This is a genomic window from Nitrincola tapanii (assembly GCF_008368715.1).
In the GTDB taxonomy this organism is placed as follows: Bacteria; Pseudomonadota; Gammaproteobacteria; order Pseudomonadales; family Balneatricaceae; genus Nitrincola; species Nitrincola tapanii.
Window position 1 is genome coordinate 176,604 of the sequence record NZ_SMRS01000003.1, and the last position, 18,873, is coordinate 195,476.

At 50.5% G+C, this 18,873-nt stretch carries 18 protein-coding genes and 2 pseudogenes; 10 read left to right on the plus strand and 10 right to left on the minus strand.

Annotation, left to right across the window (positions count from 1 at the left end; genetic code table 11):
* Nucleotides 1–37 precede the first annotated feature (37 nt).
* Genes hflD through E1H14_RS05220 form a run of 3 tightly spaced genes read right to left on the minus strand, consistent with a single transcriptional unit; the run spans nucleotide 38 to nucleotide 2,512 of the window.
* Nucleotides 38–709 carry a high frequency lysogenization protein HflD gene (gene hflD / locus E1H14_RS05210; protein WP_149390394.1) on the minus strand — a complete coding sequence of 224 codons (672 nt, stop codon included), beginning with the start codon at nucleotides 707–709 and terminating at the stop codon, nucleotides 38–40.
* Between the two features lie 18 nt (nucleotides 710–727).
* Nucleotides 728–1,846 carry a tRNA 2-thiouridine(34) synthase MnmA gene (mnmA, locus tag E1H14_RS05215; protein WP_149390395.1) on the minus strand — a complete coding sequence of 373 codons (1,119 nt, stop codon included), beginning with the start codon at nucleotides 1,844–1,846 and terminating at the stop codon, nucleotides 728–730.
* Nucleotides 1,847–1,894: 48 nt separating this feature from the next.
* Nucleotides 1,895–2,512, minus strand: coding sequence for a pseudouridine synthase (locus E1H14_RS05220; protein ID WP_149390396.1), 618 nt, complete (start codon nucleotides 2,510–2,512; stop codon nucleotides 1,895–1,897).
* Between the two features lie 106 nt (nucleotides 2,513–2,618).
* On the opposite strand from E1H14_RS05220, the gene icd reads away from it, so the two are divergent.
* Nucleotides 2,619–3,878 carry an NADP-dependent isocitrate dehydrogenase gene (icd, locus tag E1H14_RS05225; protein WP_149390397.1) on the plus strand — a complete coding sequence of 420 codons (1,260 nt, stop codon included), beginning with the start codon at nucleotides 2,619–2,621 and terminating at the stop codon, nucleotides 3,876–3,878.
* 135 nt (nucleotides 3,879–4,013) lie between these two features.
* On the opposite strand, the gene E1H14_RS05230 is transcribed toward icd, so the two are convergent.
* Nucleotides 4,014–4,223 carry a cold shock domain-containing protein gene (locus E1H14_RS05230; RefSeq protein WP_149390398.1) on the minus strand — a complete coding sequence of 70 codons (210 nt, stop codon included), beginning with the start codon at nucleotides 4,221–4,223 and terminating at the stop codon, nucleotides 4,014–4,016.
* A 228-nt stretch (nucleotides 4,224–4,451) separates the two neighbouring features.
* Here E1H14_RS05230 and clpS point away from each other — a divergent pair, with 228 nt between their 5' ends.
* On the plus strand, nucleotides 4,452–4,808 hold the full coding sequence (gene clpS, locus E1H14_RS05235) for an ATP-dependent Clp protease adapter ClpS (RefSeq protein ID WP_327436774.1): 357 nt from the start codon (nucleotides 4,452–4,454) through the stop codon (nucleotides 4,806–4,808).
* 14 nt (nucleotides 4,809–4,822) lie between these two features.
* Entirely contained in the window at nucleotides 4,823–7,081 is a 2,259-nt protein-coding gene (gene clpA, locus E1H14_RS05240) for an ATP-dependent Clp protease ATP-binding subunit ClpA (protein WP_149390400.1), read from the plus strand.
* Nucleotides 7,082–7,110: 29 nt separating this feature from the next.
* Here clpA and infA read toward each other — a convergent pair whose 3' ends face one another.
* The 4 genes from infA to trxB form a co-directional block, all read right to left on the minus strand.
* A complete protein-coding gene (gene infA / locus E1H14_RS05245; RefSeq protein WP_036548442.1) occupies nucleotides 7,111–7,329 on the minus strand; it encodes a translation initiation factor IF-1 in 219 nt (72 codons plus the stop codon).
* A gap of 84 nt (nucleotides 7,330–7,413) precedes the next feature.
* Nucleotides 7,414–8,130 carry an arginyltransferase gene (locus E1H14_RS05250; RefSeq protein WP_149390401.1) on the minus strand — a complete coding sequence of 239 codons (717 nt, stop codon included), beginning with the start codon at nucleotides 8,128–8,130 and terminating at the stop codon, nucleotides 7,414–7,416.
* Complete coding sequence (gene aat, locus E1H14_RS05255; RefSeq protein ID WP_149390402.1) at nucleotides 8,123–8,842, minus strand: leucyl/phenylalanyl-tRNA--protein transferase; 720 nt, start codon at nucleotides 8,840–8,842, stop codon at nucleotides 8,123–8,125. The genes E1H14_RS05250 and aat overlap by 8 nt, the downstream gene beginning before the upstream one ends.
* A 4-nt stretch (nucleotides 8,843–8,846) precedes the next feature.
* Nucleotides 8,847–9,800: a thioredoxin-disulfide reductase gene (gene trxB / locus E1H14_RS05260; RefSeq protein WP_149390403.1), complete on the minus strand. Its 954-nt coding sequence runs from the start codon at nucleotides 9,798–9,800 to the stop codon at nucleotides 8,847–8,849.
* Between the two features lie 184 nt (nucleotides 9,801–9,984).
* On the opposite strand from trxB, the pseudogene E1H14_RS13435 reads away from it, so the two are divergent.
* From E1H14_RS13435 to E1H14_RS05290, 7 genes and pseudogenes are all read left to right on the plus strand, one after another.
* Nucleotides 9,985–10,542 (plus strand): annotated as a pseudogene (locus E1H14_RS13435) (DNA translocase FtsK 4TM domain-containing protein); the annotation flags it as partial.
* 522 nt (nucleotides 10,543–11,064) lie between these two features.
* Nucleotides 11,065–12,579: pseudogene (locus E1H14_RS13440) on the plus strand (DNA translocase FtsK); the annotation flags it as partial.
* A 21-nt stretch (nucleotides 12,580–12,600) separates the two neighbouring features.
* Nucleotides 12,601–13,224, plus strand: a complete 624-nt coding sequence (lolA, locus tag E1H14_RS05270; RefSeq protein ID WP_149390405.1) for an outer membrane lipoprotein chaperone LolA — start codon at nucleotides 12,601–12,603, stop codon at nucleotides 13,222–13,224.
* Nucleotides 13,224–14,585, plus strand: a complete 1,362-nt coding sequence (locus tag E1H14_RS05275) for a replication-associated recombination protein A (protein WP_149390406.1) — start codon at nucleotides 13,224–13,226, stop codon at nucleotides 14,583–14,585. Before lolA ends, E1H14_RS05275 begins: the two co-directional genes overlap by 1 nt.
* Nucleotides 14,579–14,953, plus strand: a complete 375-nt coding sequence (gene crcB, locus E1H14_RS05280) for a fluoride efflux transporter CrcB (RefSeq protein WP_149390407.1) — start codon at nucleotides 14,579–14,581, stop codon at nucleotides 14,951–14,953. The genes E1H14_RS05275 and crcB overlap by 7 nt, the downstream gene beginning before the upstream one ends.
* 45 nt (nucleotides 14,954–14,998) lie before the next feature.
* Nucleotides 14,999–16,273: a serine--tRNA ligase gene (serS, locus tag E1H14_RS05285; RefSeq protein WP_149390408.1), complete on the plus strand. Its 1,275-nt coding sequence runs from the start codon at nucleotides 14,999–15,001 to the stop codon at nucleotides 16,271–16,273.
* 7 nt (nucleotides 16,274–16,280) lie between these two features.
* Nucleotides 16,281–17,492, plus strand: a complete 1,212-nt coding sequence (locus E1H14_RS05290) for a UbiH/UbiF/VisC/COQ6 family ubiquinone biosynthesis hydroxylase (RefSeq protein ID WP_149390409.1) — start codon at nucleotides 16,281–16,283, stop codon at nucleotides 17,490–17,492.
* Between the two features lie 113 nt (nucleotides 17,493–17,605).
* Here E1H14_RS05290 and E1H14_RS05295 read toward each other — a convergent pair whose 3' ends face one another.
* Together E1H14_RS05295 and E1H14_RS05300 are read right to left on the minus strand one after the other, a co-directional pair.
* Nucleotides 17,606–18,199: a phasin family protein gene (locus E1H14_RS05295; RefSeq protein WP_160142026.1), complete on the minus strand. Its 594-nt coding sequence runs from the start codon at nucleotides 18,197–18,199 to the stop codon at nucleotides 17,606–17,608.
* Between the two features lie 110 nt (nucleotides 18,200–18,309).
* Nucleotides 18,310–18,669, minus strand: a complete 360-nt coding sequence (locus tag E1H14_RS05300; RefSeq protein ID WP_149390411.1) for a phasin family protein — start codon at nucleotides 18,667–18,669, stop codon at nucleotides 18,310–18,312.
* Between the last annotated feature and the right edge of the window lie 204 nt (nucleotides 18,670–18,873).

Here is an 18,873-nt window from a genome sequence, read left to right on the forward strand (position 1 = left end):
GTTCAAAATGAAAGGGCTGAAGTATACCTGAAAAGCTTCAGCCTTTGCCGAGAATACGACGCAAAGAGGGCCGTACCCGAGATTTAAAGAAAAATAGATGCCAGCGCTTACCCCCCACTTGTCGCCAGAGTATCGCTGCACGGACAGCCGCCAAGAGTAGGGCGCGAATTTTAGCGGCATTGTCAGGATTTTGCAGGTGACGTGGATCGCCGCCCACCTGAATACGGAAACTAAACGTGCTCAGAGTATCCTGATACAGCTGTGCGATCCCTGCAACCACATTGGGATGGGTGTAGGCGCTTGGATTGATCGAATTAGTCTGTGACTCTTGTGAAAAGTAGTGCGCCTTCTGCTCCAGAGCTTGCAGTCGTTCAGCCAGGATCTGCAACATGTCGGGGCGTGCGCTGAGTTTGCGTTCTAAATAGATAGCGCTGAGCGCATAACGCATAATGTCGGGATTATTATCCGAACGTTTTTTCTCAACCAGGTCTTGTAACTGGCGTAAGCCGAGGCTGAGGTTAATGGGGAGATCCTTCACGCCGCCAAAAACATCTTCCGTCATATCCGGTTGCAGCATAAAAAGGCTGGCGATGCTGCTCTCGAAGTTATTTTGCGGCACCATACCGCGACGAGCGATCTGCTCTACCAGTGCGGCCGCTTGGAAGAGACCCGCCAGGGCGATGACTTGTTCATCATGAATACGAGACATAAGAGTTCACTTCTGCAACTAAGATGAAGGGGTGTTTAAACAGCGGCTAGTACGCTCGATCACTCCGCCACCTAGGCAGAGATCGCCTTGATAAAAAACCACCGACTGGCCAGGTGTCACAGCGCGTTGCGGTTCAGAAAAGGTGACCTTGAAGCCGAATTCAGCGTCTCGTTGGATGATGCAGGCCTGATCGGCTTGACGATAACGCACCTTGGCGTGACAGGCGAGAGGCAACTCAGGCGTCTGACCGTTAATCCAGAAGATGTCCTGACAGGTTAACCATTCAGAATAGAGAAGCGGATGCTGTGAGCCTTGTACGGCGATCAAAACATTACGCTCTAAATCCTTTTGTGCGGAGAACCAAGGCTCCTCAGGGAAATCTTTCAGACCGCCAATCCCTAAGCCTTGGCGCTGACCCAGAGTGTAATACATCAGCCCTTGATGCTCACCAATCACAACACCTTCAGGGGTTTCAATCTTTCCAGGCTGTGCGGGAAGGTATTGCTGTAGGAAATCACGGAAACGACGCTCACCGATAAAGCAGATGCCCGTGCTATCTTTTTTGTCATGGGTCACTAGGTCATAGGCTTCGGCAAGTTCGCGCACCTTGGGTTTTTCCAGCTCACCGACAGGAAAAAGGCTTAAAGCCAGTTGTTCACTGCCGACTTGATGCAAAAAATAGCTTTGATCTTTATTGGCATCTAGGCCTTTAAGCAAGCAGGCCTGACCTTGATCTTCACCACGGCGCACATAGTGGCCGGTGGCAATAAGATCGGCCCCTAAAATCTGGGCGTACTCTAAAAAAGCTTTAAATTTAATTTCGCGGTTACACAGAATATCGGGGTTGGGTGTGCGTCCCGCTTTATACTCTGCTAGGAAATGTTCAAAGACATTGTCCCAGTATTCGGCCGCAAAATTGGCCGTGTGCAGAGGAATACCGAGTTTGTCACATACGGCCTGGGCATCGGCAAGATCGGCTTTGGCTGTGCAGTACTCAGTCCCGTCGTCTTCATCCCAGTTTTTCATGAACAGGCCTTCGACCTGATACCCCTGCTGTTTCAACAATAAGGCTGAAACCGAGGAGTCCACGCCACCCGACATGCCTACAATCACTTTTAATGCGCCAGTATTACTCATGGAACCGTCAGTCAATAGAAAATCTGAAAAGAGAAGCATTATAGCAGTTTATCGTTTAACAGGGGCTCTTTTACCTGTCTTTAAGCGGCGTGAGGATTTGGCTTTTTGTGTCGATGTTTCCGGTAAGTGAACGTCCTGCCAACGCTGCTCACCCACCGCTAAATTTGCAAGCGTCCAAGGACCGATCGCATAACGAACCAATCTTAACGTGGGAAAACCCACCGCCGCAGTCATGCGCCGAACCTGGCGGTTACGTCCTTCGGTGATGACCAACTCTAACCAGCTGGTTTTGATATGCGCACGTTGACGGATAGGCGGGTTGCGCTCGGCTAAGGGCGGGGCCGGAATGGCGCGTGCTTTTGCGGGGCGTGTCGGGCCATCTTTCAGCATCACCCCCTGTCGGAGCGCCTGTAAAGCCTCTGAACTGATTTCCCCCTCTACCTGTACCCAATAGGTCTTTGGAAGCTTAAACGCAGGATTTGCCAAGCGATGCTGAAGTGCTCCCTCGTCCGTCAGCAACAATAAACCTTCTGAATCATAGTCTAAACGCCCTGCGGCATAGATGTTGGGGGTTTGAATAAAATCGGCAAGCGTTTGGCGCCCCTCAGTATCGGTAAAACAGCTGAGTACTTGAAAGGGTTTATGAAGGAGTAAAATTTTTGACATGTCACCAGTTTACTCTGTTTCGGCTAGAACCGGCAGAGCTAAAAATCTGCGTTATACTCAGGACAACCCAGGATAAAAACAATCAACTGAGGTGGAGTTACTTGCCATGAGCTATACAAAAATCACTGTTCCCAGTCAAGGTCAAGCCATTAAGGTGCAGCCTGATTTCTCTTTGAAGGTGCCCGACCAGCCGATTATTCCCTATATTGAAGGGGATGGAATTGGGGTAGATGTTTCGCCTGTGATGATCCGAGTAGTCGATGCTGCGGTGGCTAAAGCCTATGGCGGCCAGCGCAAAATTGCTTGGATGGAGGTCTACGCAGGAGAAAAAGCGACTCAAATCTATGACCAGGATACCTGGTTGCCAGAAGAAACGCTCGCCGCTTTTCGTGAATTCTCGGTCGGAATCAAAGGCCCCTTAACCACACCCGTCGGCGGTGGTATTCGTTCGCTGAACGTTGCACTGCGTCAAGAGCTCGATCTTTATGTGTGCCAGCGTCCGGTACGTTGGTTTGAAGGGGTGCCCAGTCCTGTGATTCATCCTGAACAGGTTGATATGGTGATTTATCGAGAGAACTCGGAAGACATCTATGCGGGGGTTGAGTGGAAGGCGGGTTCGGAAGAAGCTAAAAAAGTGATGCGATTTCTCACAGAAGAGATGGGGGTGACACAAATCCGCTTTACCGAGGAGTGTGGTTTAGGTATCAAACCTGTCTCCAAAGAGGGTAGTCAACGTTTGATTCGTAAAGCCATCCAGTATGCGATCGACAATCACCGTACCTCTGTTACCCTAGTACACAAGGGCAACATCATGAAATACACAGAAGGTGCGTTTAAGGACTGGGGCTATGAACTGGCGCGGCATGAGTTTGGTGCTACGCCTTTGGATGGAGGACCTTGGTTGGTGTTTAACCATCCTGAAACGGGCAAGCCTATTGTGATTAAGGATGTGATTGCGGATGCGATGTTACAGCAGATTTTGTTGCGTCCGGCAGATTACGATGTGGTCGCGACCTTGAATCTAAATGGCGATTATCTCTCTGATGCGCTGGCGGCTGAGGTCGGTGGGATCGGCATTGCACCGGGTGCTAACCTGTCCGATAGTGTTGCGATTTTTGAAGCCACACATGGTACAGCCCCAAGGTATGCGGGTAAGGATCAGGTCAATCCCGGCTCGATTATTTTGTCTGCGGAGATGATGCTACGCCATCTAGGTTGGGTAGAAGCCGCTGATCTGATTCTTAAAGGTATGGATGGGGCGATTGCGGCTAAAACCGTCACCTATGATTTTGAACGCTTGATGCAGGGCGCTACACTTTTGAAAAGCTCTGAGTTTGGTGAAGCGATCATTCAGCATATGCACTGAATTTAAGCGCCTAAGCTAGGGATTTAAAGCCCCACTCATGGGCGTACAGCCCAAATCGCTCATGAGTGGGCTAAAGCCCTGTTGATCAGCCTTTAAAGCCGGTTTGAGTCGAGAGGGGCTCGCCAAATCATCGGCTTATTGATCGAGTGGTCGAATATTAATGGCATGCAGGCCTTTCGGGCCTTGTTGAGTCTCAAACTGTACGTCCTGTCCGGCACGTAAGCTTTTATAGCCTTCGGAAAGAATGGAAGAGAAGTGGGCAAACAGCTCACCCTCCAAACTATCGCAGAGAATAAAGCCATAGCCTTTGGCGTTGTTGAACCATTTGACTTTGCCTGTCCGCATTTTTCGCTCCTGAAAAAAATCCCCGGGCCAGGTTCGTATGACCTGAAACCCAATTCCATCACGTAAACTGCTACACTCGGCAACAGCATTCGAGGGTTAACTTCCTTGCAGGGACTGCAGAGATCATCTAGTGACCACTCCTGCTTTGGGAATTATATTATGTAAAAGGCTTCTAACAAGAGCCATAATCAGTTTTATTCAGTTTAATGGCGGGTTAGGTAGAGGATGATGCAGCAAAGCCAAGGTATATTTCTTCAATCGGACGAACATGAGGGTGACCTAGCACGAGACGGGCAGTTAGCGACAGCCGAGGTTAAGCCTGCCGTGAAAAGACCTCCGTTGTATCGTGTGGTCTTATTGAATGATGACTATACCCCGATGGATTTTGTGATAGAGGTTTTAATGCTCTTTTTCGGTTTTGATGAAGAGAAGGCTACACAAGTGATGCTGGCTGTGCATACTCAAGGAAAGGGTGTCTGTGGTGTTTACACCCGAGATGTCGCTGAAACTAAGGCGGCTCAGGTTAATCAGTATTCCCGATCGCACAAGCATCCGTTATTGTCTGAAGTCGAGCAGGTAGAGTAAGAGAGGTCGCCATCATGCTGAATCGAGAGCTTGAAGAAACCTTGAGTGCAGCCTTCCGGGCTGCGCGGGATCAGCGCCATGAGTTTATGACCGTTGAGCATTTGCTGTTGGCATTGCTTGATAACCGAGAAGCCGCTGAAGTATTACATGCCTGCGGTGTGGATTTTGATCGTATGCGTGCTCAGTTGGCTCATTTTATTGACGAAACTACACCGCGTTTACCCGACACCCTGGCGAATCTGGAAACTCAGCCTACTTTAGGTTTTCAGCGAGTCCTGCAGCGCGCTGTTTTTCATGTGCAATCCTCAGGTAAGCAAGATGTGAGTGGCGCCAATGTCTTGGTGGCCATTTTTAGCGAGCAGGAAAGCCATGCGGTGTATGTGTTAACCCAACAGGGCGTTGAGCGTGTTGATGTTGTTAACTACATCTCTCATGGTATCTCCAAAGTGGGGGAAGCACCTAGCCAAACGCAGCGTGAAGATGAGGGCGAGGCGGGTGAGGCAGCAGATAAATCACAAAGTGCACTGTCACAATATGCGGTTAACCTGAATCAGCAGGCCGCACTGGGCCGCATCGATCCGCTTGTGGGACGTGATCAAGAGATTGAGCGCGTGGTGCAAATTCTCTCACGTCGTCGTAAAAACAATCCGTTACTGGTGGGTGAAGCGGGGGTCGGCAAAACGGCCATTGCAGAAGGCTTGGCTAAGTTGATCATTGAAGATCAGGTTCCTGAGGTGATCGCTAAAAGTGTCGTCTATTCACTGGATCTCGGAGCGCTTTTAGCGGGAACTAAGTATCGCGGTGATTTTGAGAAGCGTCTGAAAAATCTGCTCAATGAAATTCGCAAACAGCCTCATGCCATTTTATTCATTGATGAAATTCATACTATCATCGGCGCGGGTGCGGCTTCCGGAGGCTCGATGGATGCCTCTAATCTGCTCAAGCCGCTCTTGAGTTCGGGTGAGATTCGCTGTATCGGCTCAACGACTTTCCAGGAGTTTCGCGGCATTTTTGAGAAGGATCGTGCGCTAGCGCGTCGCTTTCAGAAGGTCGATGTTCTTGAGCCTAGCGTAGAAGAGACCTATCAAATCCTACAAGGACTTAAAAGCCGTTTTGAAGAGCATCATGAGGTGACCTACACGGATGCCGCGCTGCGTGCAGCGGCTGAATTAGCGGATCGTTATATCAACGATAAGCATATGCCGGATAAAGCGATAGATGTGATCGATGAAAGCGGTGCCTATCAGCGCTTGCAGAAAGCGGAAAATCGTACGACGCTGATCGATGTTGGTCAGATTGAAGCAATTGTCGCCAAAATTGCCCGGATACCACCAAAGAGTGTTTCGGCTTCGGATAAAGAGCAGCTGAAAAAGCTGGATTCCCACTTAAAAATGGTTGTGCTGGGTCAGGATGAAGCCATTGATACTCTGGCGGCCGCGATCAAGCTTTCACGTGCGGGCTTAAAAGAGCCGAATAAACCGGTCGGATCTTTCCTTTTTGCCGGCCCTACCGGGGTGGGTAAAACCGAAGTGACCACTCAGCTGGCGCGTATTCTGGGCATAGAGCTGGTGCGCTTTGATATGTCTGAGTATATGGAGCGCCATACCGTATCGCGTTTGATCGGCGCGCCTCCCGGATATGTCGGTTATGACCAGGGTGGGCTTTTAACCGAAGCGATTAGCAAAACACCTCACTGTGTGTTGCTGTTAGATGAGATTGAAAAAGCGCATCCGGAGGTTTTTAACATTCTTTTGCAGGTTATGGATAACGGCAGTTTGACCGATAATAATGGTCGCAAAGCAGACTTCCGCAATGTTGTACTGGTGATGACCACCAATGCCGGTGCTGAAGCGATGAGCCGTCCTTCTATCGGCTTTACTCAACAAGATCACAGCAGTGATGCGATGGAAGCGCTGAAGCGCTTGTTCACCCCTGAGTTCCGTAACCGTTTGGATGCGGTCATACAGTTTAAGCCCTTGTCGACTGAAATCATTAAAGGGGTGGTGGATAAGTTCTTAACGGAGCTGCAGGCACAGCTGGATGAAAAACGAGTTGTCCTCAATGTTTCCGACGAGGCACGTTTGTGGTTAGCCGAGCAGGGATATGACGAAAAGATGGGTGCCCGTCCGATGCGTCGCCTTATTCAAGAAAAGATCAAGAAGCCTTTAGCGGAAATGATTCTATTTGGTGAATTGGCGGAAGCAGGGGGTGAGGTCGATATCGGTGTCGAGGATGGAGATCTGCAGTTGAAATGCGAAACAGTAGCAGCCTAAAGGCTGCTGCTGTCAGCAGGTGAGGGGGATCAGCGTGCGCGATAGGTGATGCGGCCTTTGCTAAGATCGTAAGGCGTCAATTCAACCTTGACCTTATCGCCCGTCAGAATGCGGATGTAGTGTTTACGCATTTTCCCGGAGATGTGCGCGGTCACGATATGGCCGTTTTCGAGTTCCACTCGGAACATGGTATTGGGCAGGGTGTCGATCACCGTACCTTCCATTTCAAAAGAATCTTCTTTTGCCATTCAGTTGTTACCTCTAAGACGGAGAAACTATCCAGTCTGGTTATAAAGGCGCGTATTTTACCCGAAATGCCGAGTAATTCAAAATCAATCTTGGGTTAAACGCGACCAATGTCCGTCAATCAGGATTTCGAGCGGTTGATAAGCCGTTTTGTAGCGCATTTTTCGGCAGGCTTCGACCCAGTAGCCTAAATAGAGATAGGTGTGTTGGCGCGCTTGTGCTTCCTGAATTTGCCAAAGGATGGCGTAGCTACCAAGGCTGCGAGCGGTTTCATCCGGATCGTAAAAAGTATACAGCGCAGACAGGGCACCGCAGAGAAGATCGGATACCGCCACTGCTAACAACTTGCCTTCAGGGTTGCGGAATTCAAAAAATTGACAATCCTGGCTCCCTTCAACTAGAAAATTCACAAACTGCTCGGCTGAAGGCGGATACATATCGCCATCAGCATGACGTGCTTCGATATAGCGCCGGTAGAGACGGTAATATTCATCGAGTAAAGCGGGAGGTCGAGCGCTGACGATTAAATCTGCATTCTTGCGCCAGATGCGCCGTTGATTGGCGTTGGCCTTAAACGCCTGAACGGGAATCCGTACAGATTGGCAGGCGTGACACGCTTCGCAATGTGGGCGATAAATATGCCCACCACTGCGACGAAAGCCCAGTTCAGCCAGCTGTGTCAGCGTTGCTTGATCGATACGTGCTTGTGGGTCAACGAACAGAGTCTTGGCCAGGCGATTGGGCAGATAACTGCAGTCATGCTCCGGTGTCACATAAAACCTTAGGGTGCGCATGTCAGTCATGCTCGACTCCTATGATGTCTGATGTGGAAAACTGAGGTGTCCAAGCCGCGAGATGGTTGGTGAGAGCATGCTGTTGCAAGTGCTGGCTAAAAACCGCGCGTGGGATCAGGCGCGCACCTAGACTTTCCAAGTGCGGGTTGTATACCTGGCAGTCAATCAGGTGAAAGCCCCAGGCGTTTAAATGGTGACATAAAAAAGCTAAAGCCGTTTTTGAGGCATCGCTGCGGTCACTGAACATCGATTCTCCAAAAAAGACTCGCCCCAGTGCAAGCCCATAAAGTCCCCCCACCAGCTCTTGCTCTTGCCAGACTTCAACGGAATGCGCGATGCCTTGTTGGTGCAAAGTGGTGTAAGCGGATTGAATCTCGGGGCTAATCCAAGTCCCAGTCTGCTTTTGACGCACGTCAGCACAAGCCTGAATCACTCGGCTAAAACAGGTGTCAAAAGTAACTTGGAAGAGATTTTTTTTCAGCTTCTTACGCAAACTGCGCGACAAATGCAGCTGTTGCGGGTACAGCACGCAACGTGGGTCTGGGCTCCACCAGAGAATGGGCTCGCCTGGATTGAACCAGGGAAAGATTCCCTGACGATAAGCACTTAATAAGCGTTCGGGCGATAAGTCACCCCCGGCGGCTAAGAGGCCATCAGGCTCTCTTAACGCCTGATCAACAGAGGGAAAGGCGAGACTCTGCGGATGCAGCCAGGGGATCATGGGCTTATTTCAGATCGTCTAGGTAACGTTCGGCATCCAGTGCTGCCATACAACCGAAGCCCGCAGAAGTGATGGCTTGACGGTAGATGTGATCACACACATCACCCGCCGCAAACACGCCCTCAATGCTGGTTTGGGTCGCATTCCCCTCTAAACCTGAGCGAATCTTTAAGTAGCCATCTTGCATATCAAGCTGACCGGCAAAAAGTTCTGTGTTGGGTTTGTGGCCGATGGCGATAAAAACACCCTGCAGATCCAGGGATTGGCTTTCACCCGTTTGGCTGTGACGCACACGGATACCGGTCACACCGGAGTTGTCGCCGAGCACTTCATCCAGCTCATGGTTCCAAAGGATATTGATGTTGCCGTTTGCCTCACGCTCGAACAGCTTGTCTTGCAGGATTTTTTCGCTGCGCAGGCTGTCGCGGCGGTGAATCAGCGTGACTTCAGCGGCAATGTTGGACAGATAGAGAGCCTCTTCAACAGCGGTATTACCACCTCCGATAACCGCTACTTTTTGACCACGATAGAAAAAGCCGTCACAGGTTGCACAAGCACTGACACCCTTGCCCTTAAAGGCTTCTTCTGAATCCAAGCCTAGATATTGGGCGGAAGCACCCGTGGCAATAATCAGGGCATCACAGGTATAGATACCCATGTCTCCGGATAAGCGAAACGGGCGCTGGGTTAATTCTGCGGTGTGGATGTGATCAAAAATCACCTGGGTATTAAAGCGCTCAGCATGTGCCTGCATGCGCTGCATCAATTCAGGGCCTTGTACGCCTTCAACATCACCTGGCCAGTTATCCACCTCGGTGGTGGTGGTGAGCTGACCGCCGGCTTGCATACCCGTAATCACCACAGGATTTAAATTGGCACGTGCGGCATAAACCGCAGCGGTATAACCTGCAGGGCCAGAACCCAGAATGATCAAACGATGGTGTTGGGTTTCGCTCATAATGGCTTAGTATCCTCGAAATCAGATTGATTAGTCGCACCTTAAGGGATCTTAGATGGGGATGATAATGAATAATTCCATGCGAGTAACTAGGCAGGACTGCTGAGTTTTCTTTTGTTTGTGGCACAATAGCGCTTTTAGTTATGGGTAGTTTCTCGGCATGTCCAAGGAAAAGACATTGAATATGAAAGCCACTAAGGCGCCTCAGACCTTAAGCGATCACTTGGCAAGAGTCGGTAAAGAGTCGGGGTTGATTCTCTTTATAGGTGTCGCGCTAGCCTTGTGTTTAGCGGTTTGGAGTTACGATGCTCGTGATCCAGGCTGGTCGCATCTGGGTTATCAGCCGCAGGTGTCAAATCTCATGGGGCAGGTGGGCGCTTGGTTAGCGGATTTTCTAATCTCTTTCTTGGGTTTTAGTGCTTGGCTCTTACCCCCTATGTTGTTGTGGCCTGCGCTACGGTTTTTGCGTCGGCGTCAGGTCGGCATGATTGATGCAGTGCCCTATATCATGTTGCGCATGACGGGCGCGGCTTTTGTTTTAATTCCTCTGGCTATGCTGGCTTCCATGCATGTGGCCAACGGGGCCTTGAGTTTTCCATTCAGTGCCGGTGGCTTAGTGGGATTGGCCTTGTCTGATCTGGCGGTGTCTTTGTTTAGTCTGCCAGGCTCCACCTTGATCGCCACGACGCTCTTGTTATTTGGTTTGACGCTTTATATGGAAACTTCCTGGCAAGGGTTTTTAGAGGGAATTGGGCGCGTGATCTGGTTTATACCCGACTCTCTGGCACGTTTGGGGCAGCTCTCCCTTCCTAAGCTGAGCCTACCGAAAGTGCCGATCGCTAAACCTAAGATGCCTTCGGTTTCGCTTCCTGAGATCAAAGTGCCGAGCTTTAAAACCAAGACAGCAGACGTTGAAATCAAAACTAACAGCCGCGTGGAGCCGGATCTGGGTGTGCCATCCTTTGCGCCTGAACCCATGCCCCCTGAGCCTGCTCCCCTGCATCCGCTACCGATAAATGAGGCGCTTGAGCCGCACTTGGATCTGTCGTTCAAGCCTGTCCCTGAGTTGGATACACCCGAGTCACCTCTTGATTTCTCCACGGCTCTTGAGCCAAACATACAAGCACCTAGAGTCGAGGAAGGGTTTAAAAACGGCTCAAATGTTGAGGCTACACGCAAACAATTAAAGATTGTGCCCTTATCCGAAGCACATCAACCTCTACAGGAAAGTCTTGATCCAGTCAGTGAAATCGCAAGGCGGGTGTCGGTGCGGATGAGCTTACCCAGCCTTGATCTCCTAGATGCTCCTGAGTTGAAACAGGAGCAGGGCTACAGCGAAGAGCAATTAGAGCAGATGTCTCGTTTGCTCGAAGAAAAGCTCAAGGATTTTAGTGTGATTGCAGAAGTGGTCGAGGTGAATCCAGGCCCAGTGATTACACGTTTTGAGATCCAACCGGCTCCCGGTGTTAAGGCGAGTAAAATTAGTAACTTAGCGCGTGATTTAGCACGCTCCATGGCGGTTTCCAGTGTGCGTGTGGTCGAGGTGATTCCCGGCAAATCCGTGGTGGGTATCGAAATTCCGAATGAAAGCCGCCAAGTGGTGCATTTGAAGGAGGTTTTAGGTTCGAAAGCGTTTAGCGAGGCCAAATCCCACCTGACACTTGCTCTAGGCAATGATATCGCCGGCAACCCGGTGGTCACCAACCTGGCTAAGATGCCGCATCTTCTGGTCGCAGGTACCACCGGCTCGGGTAAGTCGGTCGGGGTGAATGCAATGTTGCTGAGCCTCTTGTTTAAAGCGACACCGGAGGAGGTTCGCTTGATTCTGGTGGACCCGAAAATGCTGGAGCTTTCGATTTATGAGGGGATTCCGCATTTGTTAACCCCAGTGATCACCGACATGAAAGAAGCCGCAGGGGGACTGCGTTGGTGTGTAGGCGAAATGGAGCGCCGCTACCGCCTCATGGCAAAAATGGGCGTGCGTAACATAGCCGGTTATAACGAGAAGGTTTTGCAAGCAGAAGCGGAAGGCACACCTTTGTTGGATCCTCTATGGAAGCCTCAAGACTATGGTCTCAGTGCAGATGAACCGGCACCGGCCTTAACAACCTTGCCTTACATTGTCGTCGTCATCGATGAATTTGCCGATATGATGATGATGGTGGGCAAAAAAGTTGAGGAATTGATTGCTCGTATCGCGCAAAAAGCACGTGCGGCCGGGATCCACTTGATTCTGGCGACTCAACGACCCTCTGTAGATGTAATTACTGGCCTGATTAAAGCGAACGTACCTACGCGTATCGCTTTCCAGGTATCTTCGAAAATCGATTCTCGCACCATCCTCGATCAGTCCGGCGCTGAAAATCTTCTCGGCAATGGTGATATGCTCTTTTTACCTGCCGGCACAAGCATCCCGAATCGTGTACATGGTGCCTTTGTGAGTGATGATGAAGTGCACCGTACAGTAGAGGCTTGGAAACAGATGGGGCCGCCGAACTATATTGAGGATCTGCTTTCAGAGGGTGGGTCGGAAGAGAGTGCGTTTAGCGGCGGTTCAGGCGGACTCTACGATGATGAGCAAGATGCGCTTTACGACGAGGCCGTTGCGTTTGTGACCGAAAGTCGTAAAGCCTCTATTTCAGCGGTACAGCGCAAACTGAAAATTGGTTATAACCGTGCCGCACGAATGATTGAAACAATGGAGGCTGCTGGGGTGGTTACACCCGCAGGCAGTAATGGGCAGCGCGAAGTGCTGGCACCTCCCCCCCCTCGTGATTAAGTCAGAATTTAGGATGGGATAATGCGTAAATTAATAGTGGCCTTAACCTTGGCCCTGAGCTTGCCTTTAAGTGCCGAGCCTGTTGATCAGTTGGCTTCTTTGCTTTCAGGTTACGAGCGTTTTAGTGCAAACTTTGAACAGTTTGCCACCTCTGAGCAGGGGGAGCGTCGTGAAGCTTCAAGTGGAAACTTTGCTGTCGCGCGCCCAGATCGCTTTGTTTGGAATACGCTTAAGCCCTTCCCGCAGCAGATTATTTCAGATGGAGAGTATGTCTGGATTTATGATGAGGATCTGGAGCAAGCGACGCGTAAACCGGGCAATCAGAATACGGAAAGTGCACCAGCGTTAATTCTCAATGGGCGTATTCATGAGTTGGAAATGCGTTATGACGTCAGCCTGATTCAGCAAACGGGTAATCTGATGGTCTTTGAACTCCTGCCCAAAGCAGGGCAGGATGCGATGTTCACACGTGTGCGCCTGCTGTTTGAAGATGCGGTACTGAGTGAGTTTATGTTGGATGATAATCTCGGACAGCGTTCCACCATCTTGCTGAGTGACACGCAACTAGACCCAGAGTTAGATGAGGCGATTTTTAGGTTCACGCCTCCTGATGATATTGATGTGATCCTCGACGAAGCGCCCTAATGTCGGATTTGTTCAGTGATCATCCCGATGCCTACGCGCCTTTAGCGGCGCGTATGCGTCCTCGGCACCTGGATGAGTATGTCGGTCAGTCACACCTCTTAGGTGAGGGCAAACCTCTGCGTCAGATGCTGCGCCAGGGGCATATCCACTCCATGATCTTCTGGGGTCCGCCCGGTGTCGGTAAAACGACTTTGGCACGGATGATCGCTGAAACGAGTGAAGCGCATTTTATCACCCTTTCTGCGGTGATGTCGGGTGTTAAAGAGATACGCCAAGCCTTAGATCAAGCCCAGCAGTGGCGCGCTCAAAATGGGCGCAAAACACTGCTGTTTATTGATGAAGTACATCGCTTCAACAAATCCCAGCAGGATGCCTTTTTACCGCATGTGGAAGAGGGTAAAGTCATTCTCATCGGTGCGACCACTGAAAATCCTTCGTTTGAGCTGAATAATGCCCTGTTGTCTCGGGCGCGTGTTTACCGTTTGCGAGCCTTGGATGAAACGGAGTTAGAACGTGTGCTCGAGCAGGCGTTGCAAGATCCGCAGCGAGGTTTAGGGCAGAAGTCTTGGACACTCTCTACATCGATCCGTCAGCAGTTGGTGGCAGCGGCCGATGGTGATGCACGGCGTGCCTTAAACCTGCTCGAAATTGCCGCAGATTTAGCACAAGAAGGGGATGAAGGTTGGTTCATCTCCGAAGCCGTGATGCAAGAAGTGTTAAGTGCCGGAGGCCGCCGTTTTGATAAGGGGGGCGATCTCTTTTACGACATGATTTCGGCTTTTCATAAATCAGTGCGTGGCTCGGCACCGGATGCGGCGCTTTATTGGTATTGTCGTATGCTGGATGGGGGCTGTGATCCCTTGTATGTGGCGCGACGTTTAGTGGCCATTGCTTCAGAAGATATCGGTAATGCCGATCCGCGTGCCATGCAGGTAGCCTTGGCGGCTTGGGATGCGTTCGAGCGTGTGGGGCCCGCAGAAGGTGAGCGTGCCATCGCACAGGCTGCCCTTTATTGTGCTTGTGCGCCAAAAAGTAATGCGGTTTATCGTGCCTTCAAACAGTGTTTAACCGATATCCGCAAGGATCCCTCCTACGAAGTGCCGTTACATCTGCGCAATGCCCCGACTCAGTTGATGCAAGCTGAGGGGTTTGGTCAGGGATATCGCTATGCGCATGACGAGCCGGATGCTTATGCCGCAGGTGAAAGCTACTTGCCCGAACCCATCGCAGAACGCCGTTATTACCAGCCTGAGGCACGAGGTTTGGAAATTAAAATTCAAGAAAAGCTAAGTCGCCTACAAGCTCGCGATGCCGAGAGTCCAGAACAGCGCTACCCAAACAGGAATCATCCATCATGTTAGCTATGTTATGCGTGGCCCTCGGCGGGGCGTTGGGAGCCTTGGCACGTTACGGTGTCTCCGCCTGGTTGACGACCCCCACAAATCATTTTCCCTGGGCGACTTTTCTCATCAACACCCTAGGCTCTTTTTTAATGGGGGTTTTGTTTGTTTTAATTTTAGAAAAGGCACGTTTGCCTGCTGAATTCAGACCCTTGCTGATGACCGGCTTGCTGGGAGGCTTCACGACCTTTTCAACCTTCTCCTTAGAAGCGGTATCCCTCTTACACGAAGGTTATTATTTAACAGCGCTGATCTATGTGTTGCTGAGTGTTATTCTATGCCTTGGCGCTTTAGGTTTAGGTCTGACTTTGAGTCGAGCCTGGTTTTAAACTTTGCGCTTCTTACATTTCTCTTAGATAAAGGAAAATGCGTTCATGCTGGACCCGAAATTTGTCCGTGCTAACCCTGAAGAGGTGGCACAACTCCTGAGTAAGAAAGGTTTTGAATTTCCGTTACAGGCCTTCCAGGCACTGGAAGAGCGTCGCCGTGATGTGCAAATTCGGACAGAAAACCTACAGAATGAACGTAACACCCGCTCGAAAAGTATCGGACAAGCTAAAGCTTCGGGACAGGATATAGCGCCACTCTTGGCCGAAGTGAGTCAGCTGGGCGAAGATCTGGAAGCGGCTAAAAATGAACTCTTGCAGGTGCAAGATCAGATGGATGCGCTCTTGCTGGGTATCCCGAATCTGCCTGATGCTTCCGTCCCGGAAGGGCAAAGCGAGGATGAGAATATCGAAGTCCGACGTTGGGGAGCGCTACCTGAATTTGATTTTGAGGCTCGGGATCATGTCGCACTAGGAGAGCAGGCGACACAGTTGGATTTTGAAGCCGCCGGAAAATTAACCGGCTCACGCTTTGCGGTCATGCGTGGCAATCTCGCGCGTTTACATCGTGCTTTGGCTCAGTTCATGTTGGATACCCATACCCAGTCTCACGGCTACTTAGAGGTCAACGTTCCCTTCATGGTGAATGCTGACTCACTCAAGGGGACTGGCCAATTACCCAAGTTCGAAGAGGATCTGTTTCGTGTGCCCTTTGGGGAGCGTGACTACTATTTGATTCCCACGGCCGAAGTACCGCTGACGAACCTGGTGCGTGATCAGATTCTGGATGCGAGCGAGCTGCCTTTGCGAATGGTGGCACATACTCCATGCTTCCGCTCTGAGGCCGGCTCTTCAGGTCGCGATACACGCGGCATGATCCGTCAGCACCAATTTGAAAAGGTCGAACTGGTGCAGCTGGTGCGCCCTGAGGATTCAATGCAAGCTTTGGAAGAACTGACAGCACATGCTGAGCGTATCCTCCAGCTGTTAGAATTGCCTTATCGAACAGTGTGTTTGTGCGGTGGGGATATGGGATTTGGCGCAGCCAAGACCTATGACCTTGAGGTATGGCTGCCAGGTCAGAATAAGTATCGTGAAATTTCGTCTTGCTCAAACATGACGGATTTCCAAGCGCGTCGGATGTTGGCACGCTGGCGTAACCCAGAAACCGGCAAGCCTGAGTTGTTGCATAGCTTAAATGGCTCCGGTCTGGCCGTCGGTCGTACCCTAGTCGCCGTGCTGGAAAACTACCAGCAAGCCGATGGTCGAGTGGCGATTCCTCAAGTCTTGCAGCCTTATATGGGCGGCCAAACTTTCTTGTGAGGTAAGGATGGACCAGACATACGATCTTGTCATTGTCGGTGGGGGCATGGTGGGTGCGGCACTTGCCTGCGCGCTCAGTGAAAGCCAGTATCGCATTGCCTTAATTGAGCAATTACTGCCAGCGAGCTTTTCGGTTGAGCAACCCCATGATTTACGGGTCTCGGCACTTAGCTTGGCGTCTGAGGCTTTGTTAAAAAAGATTGGAGTCTGGTCGGGCATTTTAGCGCGCAGAGCGTGTCCTTATCAGCGCATGAAGGTCTGGGAGTTGGACAGTGAGCGTGCGGCCACTGAGTTCAACAGTGCTGAAATCGGTGAACCGCATCTAGGTCATATAGTCGAAAATCGGGTGGTGCAGTGGGCGCTAATCGACCGTATTCGTCAAAGCCCGAATATTCGTTTGATCGCACCCGCTACGCCGCTCGAAATTGAGTATGTGCCGGGCGCGAGCCTTGTGCGCTTAGATAACGGTGAAGAGCTGGTGGCTCGTCTTTTAATCGGTGCCGACGGTGGTGAGTCAGCGGTCGCGCGTGCGGCGGGTTTGGGTGTCTTGCGTTGGGATTACGCACAGCATGCCTTGATTGCGACGGTGACCACCGCGGCAGCTCAGCAGGATATTACCTGGCAAGAGTTTCGTCCGACAGGGCCTGTGGCGCTCTTGCCCTTGAGTGGATCGCATGCCTCCCTAGTTTGGTATCACCAACCCGATGAGGTGAAGCGGCGCTTGGCGCTTGATCCCGAAGCCTTTCGTCAGGCCTTGATACAGGAGTTTCCCAGCTGCCTTGGTGAAATCTTGACGGTGGAGAGTCGTGGCAGCTTCCCATTGCGCCGCCAGCATGCACAAAACTATGTGGCTGAAGGCGTAGCACTGATCGGAGATGCTGCGCATATGATTCATCCCTTAGCCGGACAGGGGGTGAATATCGGTTTTATGGATGTTGCGATTCTTGCGGAGTTGCTGCTGCACGCGGAACAAACAGACCAAGCTGTTTCCGATCTGGCACAATTGGCAGTCTACGAGAAAAAACGTCGGTATCAGAATCTATTGATGATGCAGACGATGGATGCCTTTTACCGTGTCTTCAGTAATGATCTTCTACCCTTAAAATGGGCACGTAATCTAGGTTTGGGTTTGGGGCAGCATTTACCTTGGGCCAGACGAGAGGTCACGCGCTTCGCTACGGGTTCAGGGCGTTACACACCTAAGTGGATGCAATCTTAAGTTACAAACCAAGCGCCCACAAAAAAGCCGCTCAATTCAAAAGCGGCTTTTTTATATAGCCTGGATTAGAGGATCAGTAAGACGGCTTGAGCCGCTTTCTGGACCTCAACCGCTTACTCAGCAGGTTTGGTGTCTTCTGGCTTGGCCGCTTCAACTTTTGCCGCAGCAGGCGCTGAAGTTTTGCGGGCAGGCGCAGGCTTGCTCGCGGCCGCTGTTTTAGGCTTTTCCGCTGATACAGGTGCATTCACAGGCATCAGTTTGCTAAGATCAAATTGAGCTAAATCGAATTTGCTCAGATCCTGCATGAAAGGCACGTCACCGATATCAGACAGGCTTTTTTCAATGATATCTGCAAGTTTGTCTTTCGCTTCAGTGAGCGCAGCCAATTCCTGCTCGGCAACTTCAGTAAACTTACTGTCCAAAGTTTTAAAGAATTCGACCTGAAGGTGCAGAGCTTCTTTAGGGTCTTTGGCATCGATCAAAGCTTTAAACTGAGCGAGGCTGGAGTTGACGAAATCCGTAACGTACTCAGACTGCAAAGTGAACAGTTTTTCGGCTGTGGTTTTGTTGACTTCTGCCATGTCCACAGCAGGCTTGAATTTCTCTTTCACAGGCTGCAGTTGTTCTTCCATGTTTTTCATCAAGCTTTCAGACATTTCAGTCATCGGCTTCATCATCTCTTTGATGTCTTTAAATGGATCCGTCATCTGTCTATCCTCGCTCTTATAGTCAAATTGTGCGATGCAACATAAAGACTTCAATCTAGCCCGTAAGGACAAGAGAGTCAAGATGAGTGCAAGCGCAACAGTCTTTCATCTTACTTGCCGAAAGACTTCATCAATTTTTGCATTTCTGCTACATAATCCGCATCAGCCACTTCTTTCAGGCTTTTTTCAACCAGAACCGTCAGCTGGGATTTGGCTTCGCTCAGAGCAGAAATTTCCTGCTGAGCAACGTCGGTGATTTTGGCTTCCAGTTCTTTCAGGTATTTCACCTGAGCTTCAACGGCCGCTTTGGGATCTTTCAGCTCAGACAGCGTTTTCATCTGATTCAGGCTAGAGCTGATGAAGTCGTTGACATACTGAGACTGTAAAGAGATCAGCTTCTCAGCGGTTTTTTTGTTGATTTCGGCCATATCCATGACAGGCTTCATTTTGCTTTTCAGTTCTTCGATCATCTTCAATTCCTTCCCTTCAGGGTTTTAATAATTGCTGCGTTGCAGCATGTGATCAATCTATCCGCGTCGATACCCGCTGTCAATCATTAATTGTGCGCTGCACAAATAATTTTTGACAGCCTGAGATTTCAGTGAGGATCACCTGTCTAGGCCGTTTGAACAGGTTCAGAATCGCAGCAGGAATTGCCTGAAATTTATGATCCG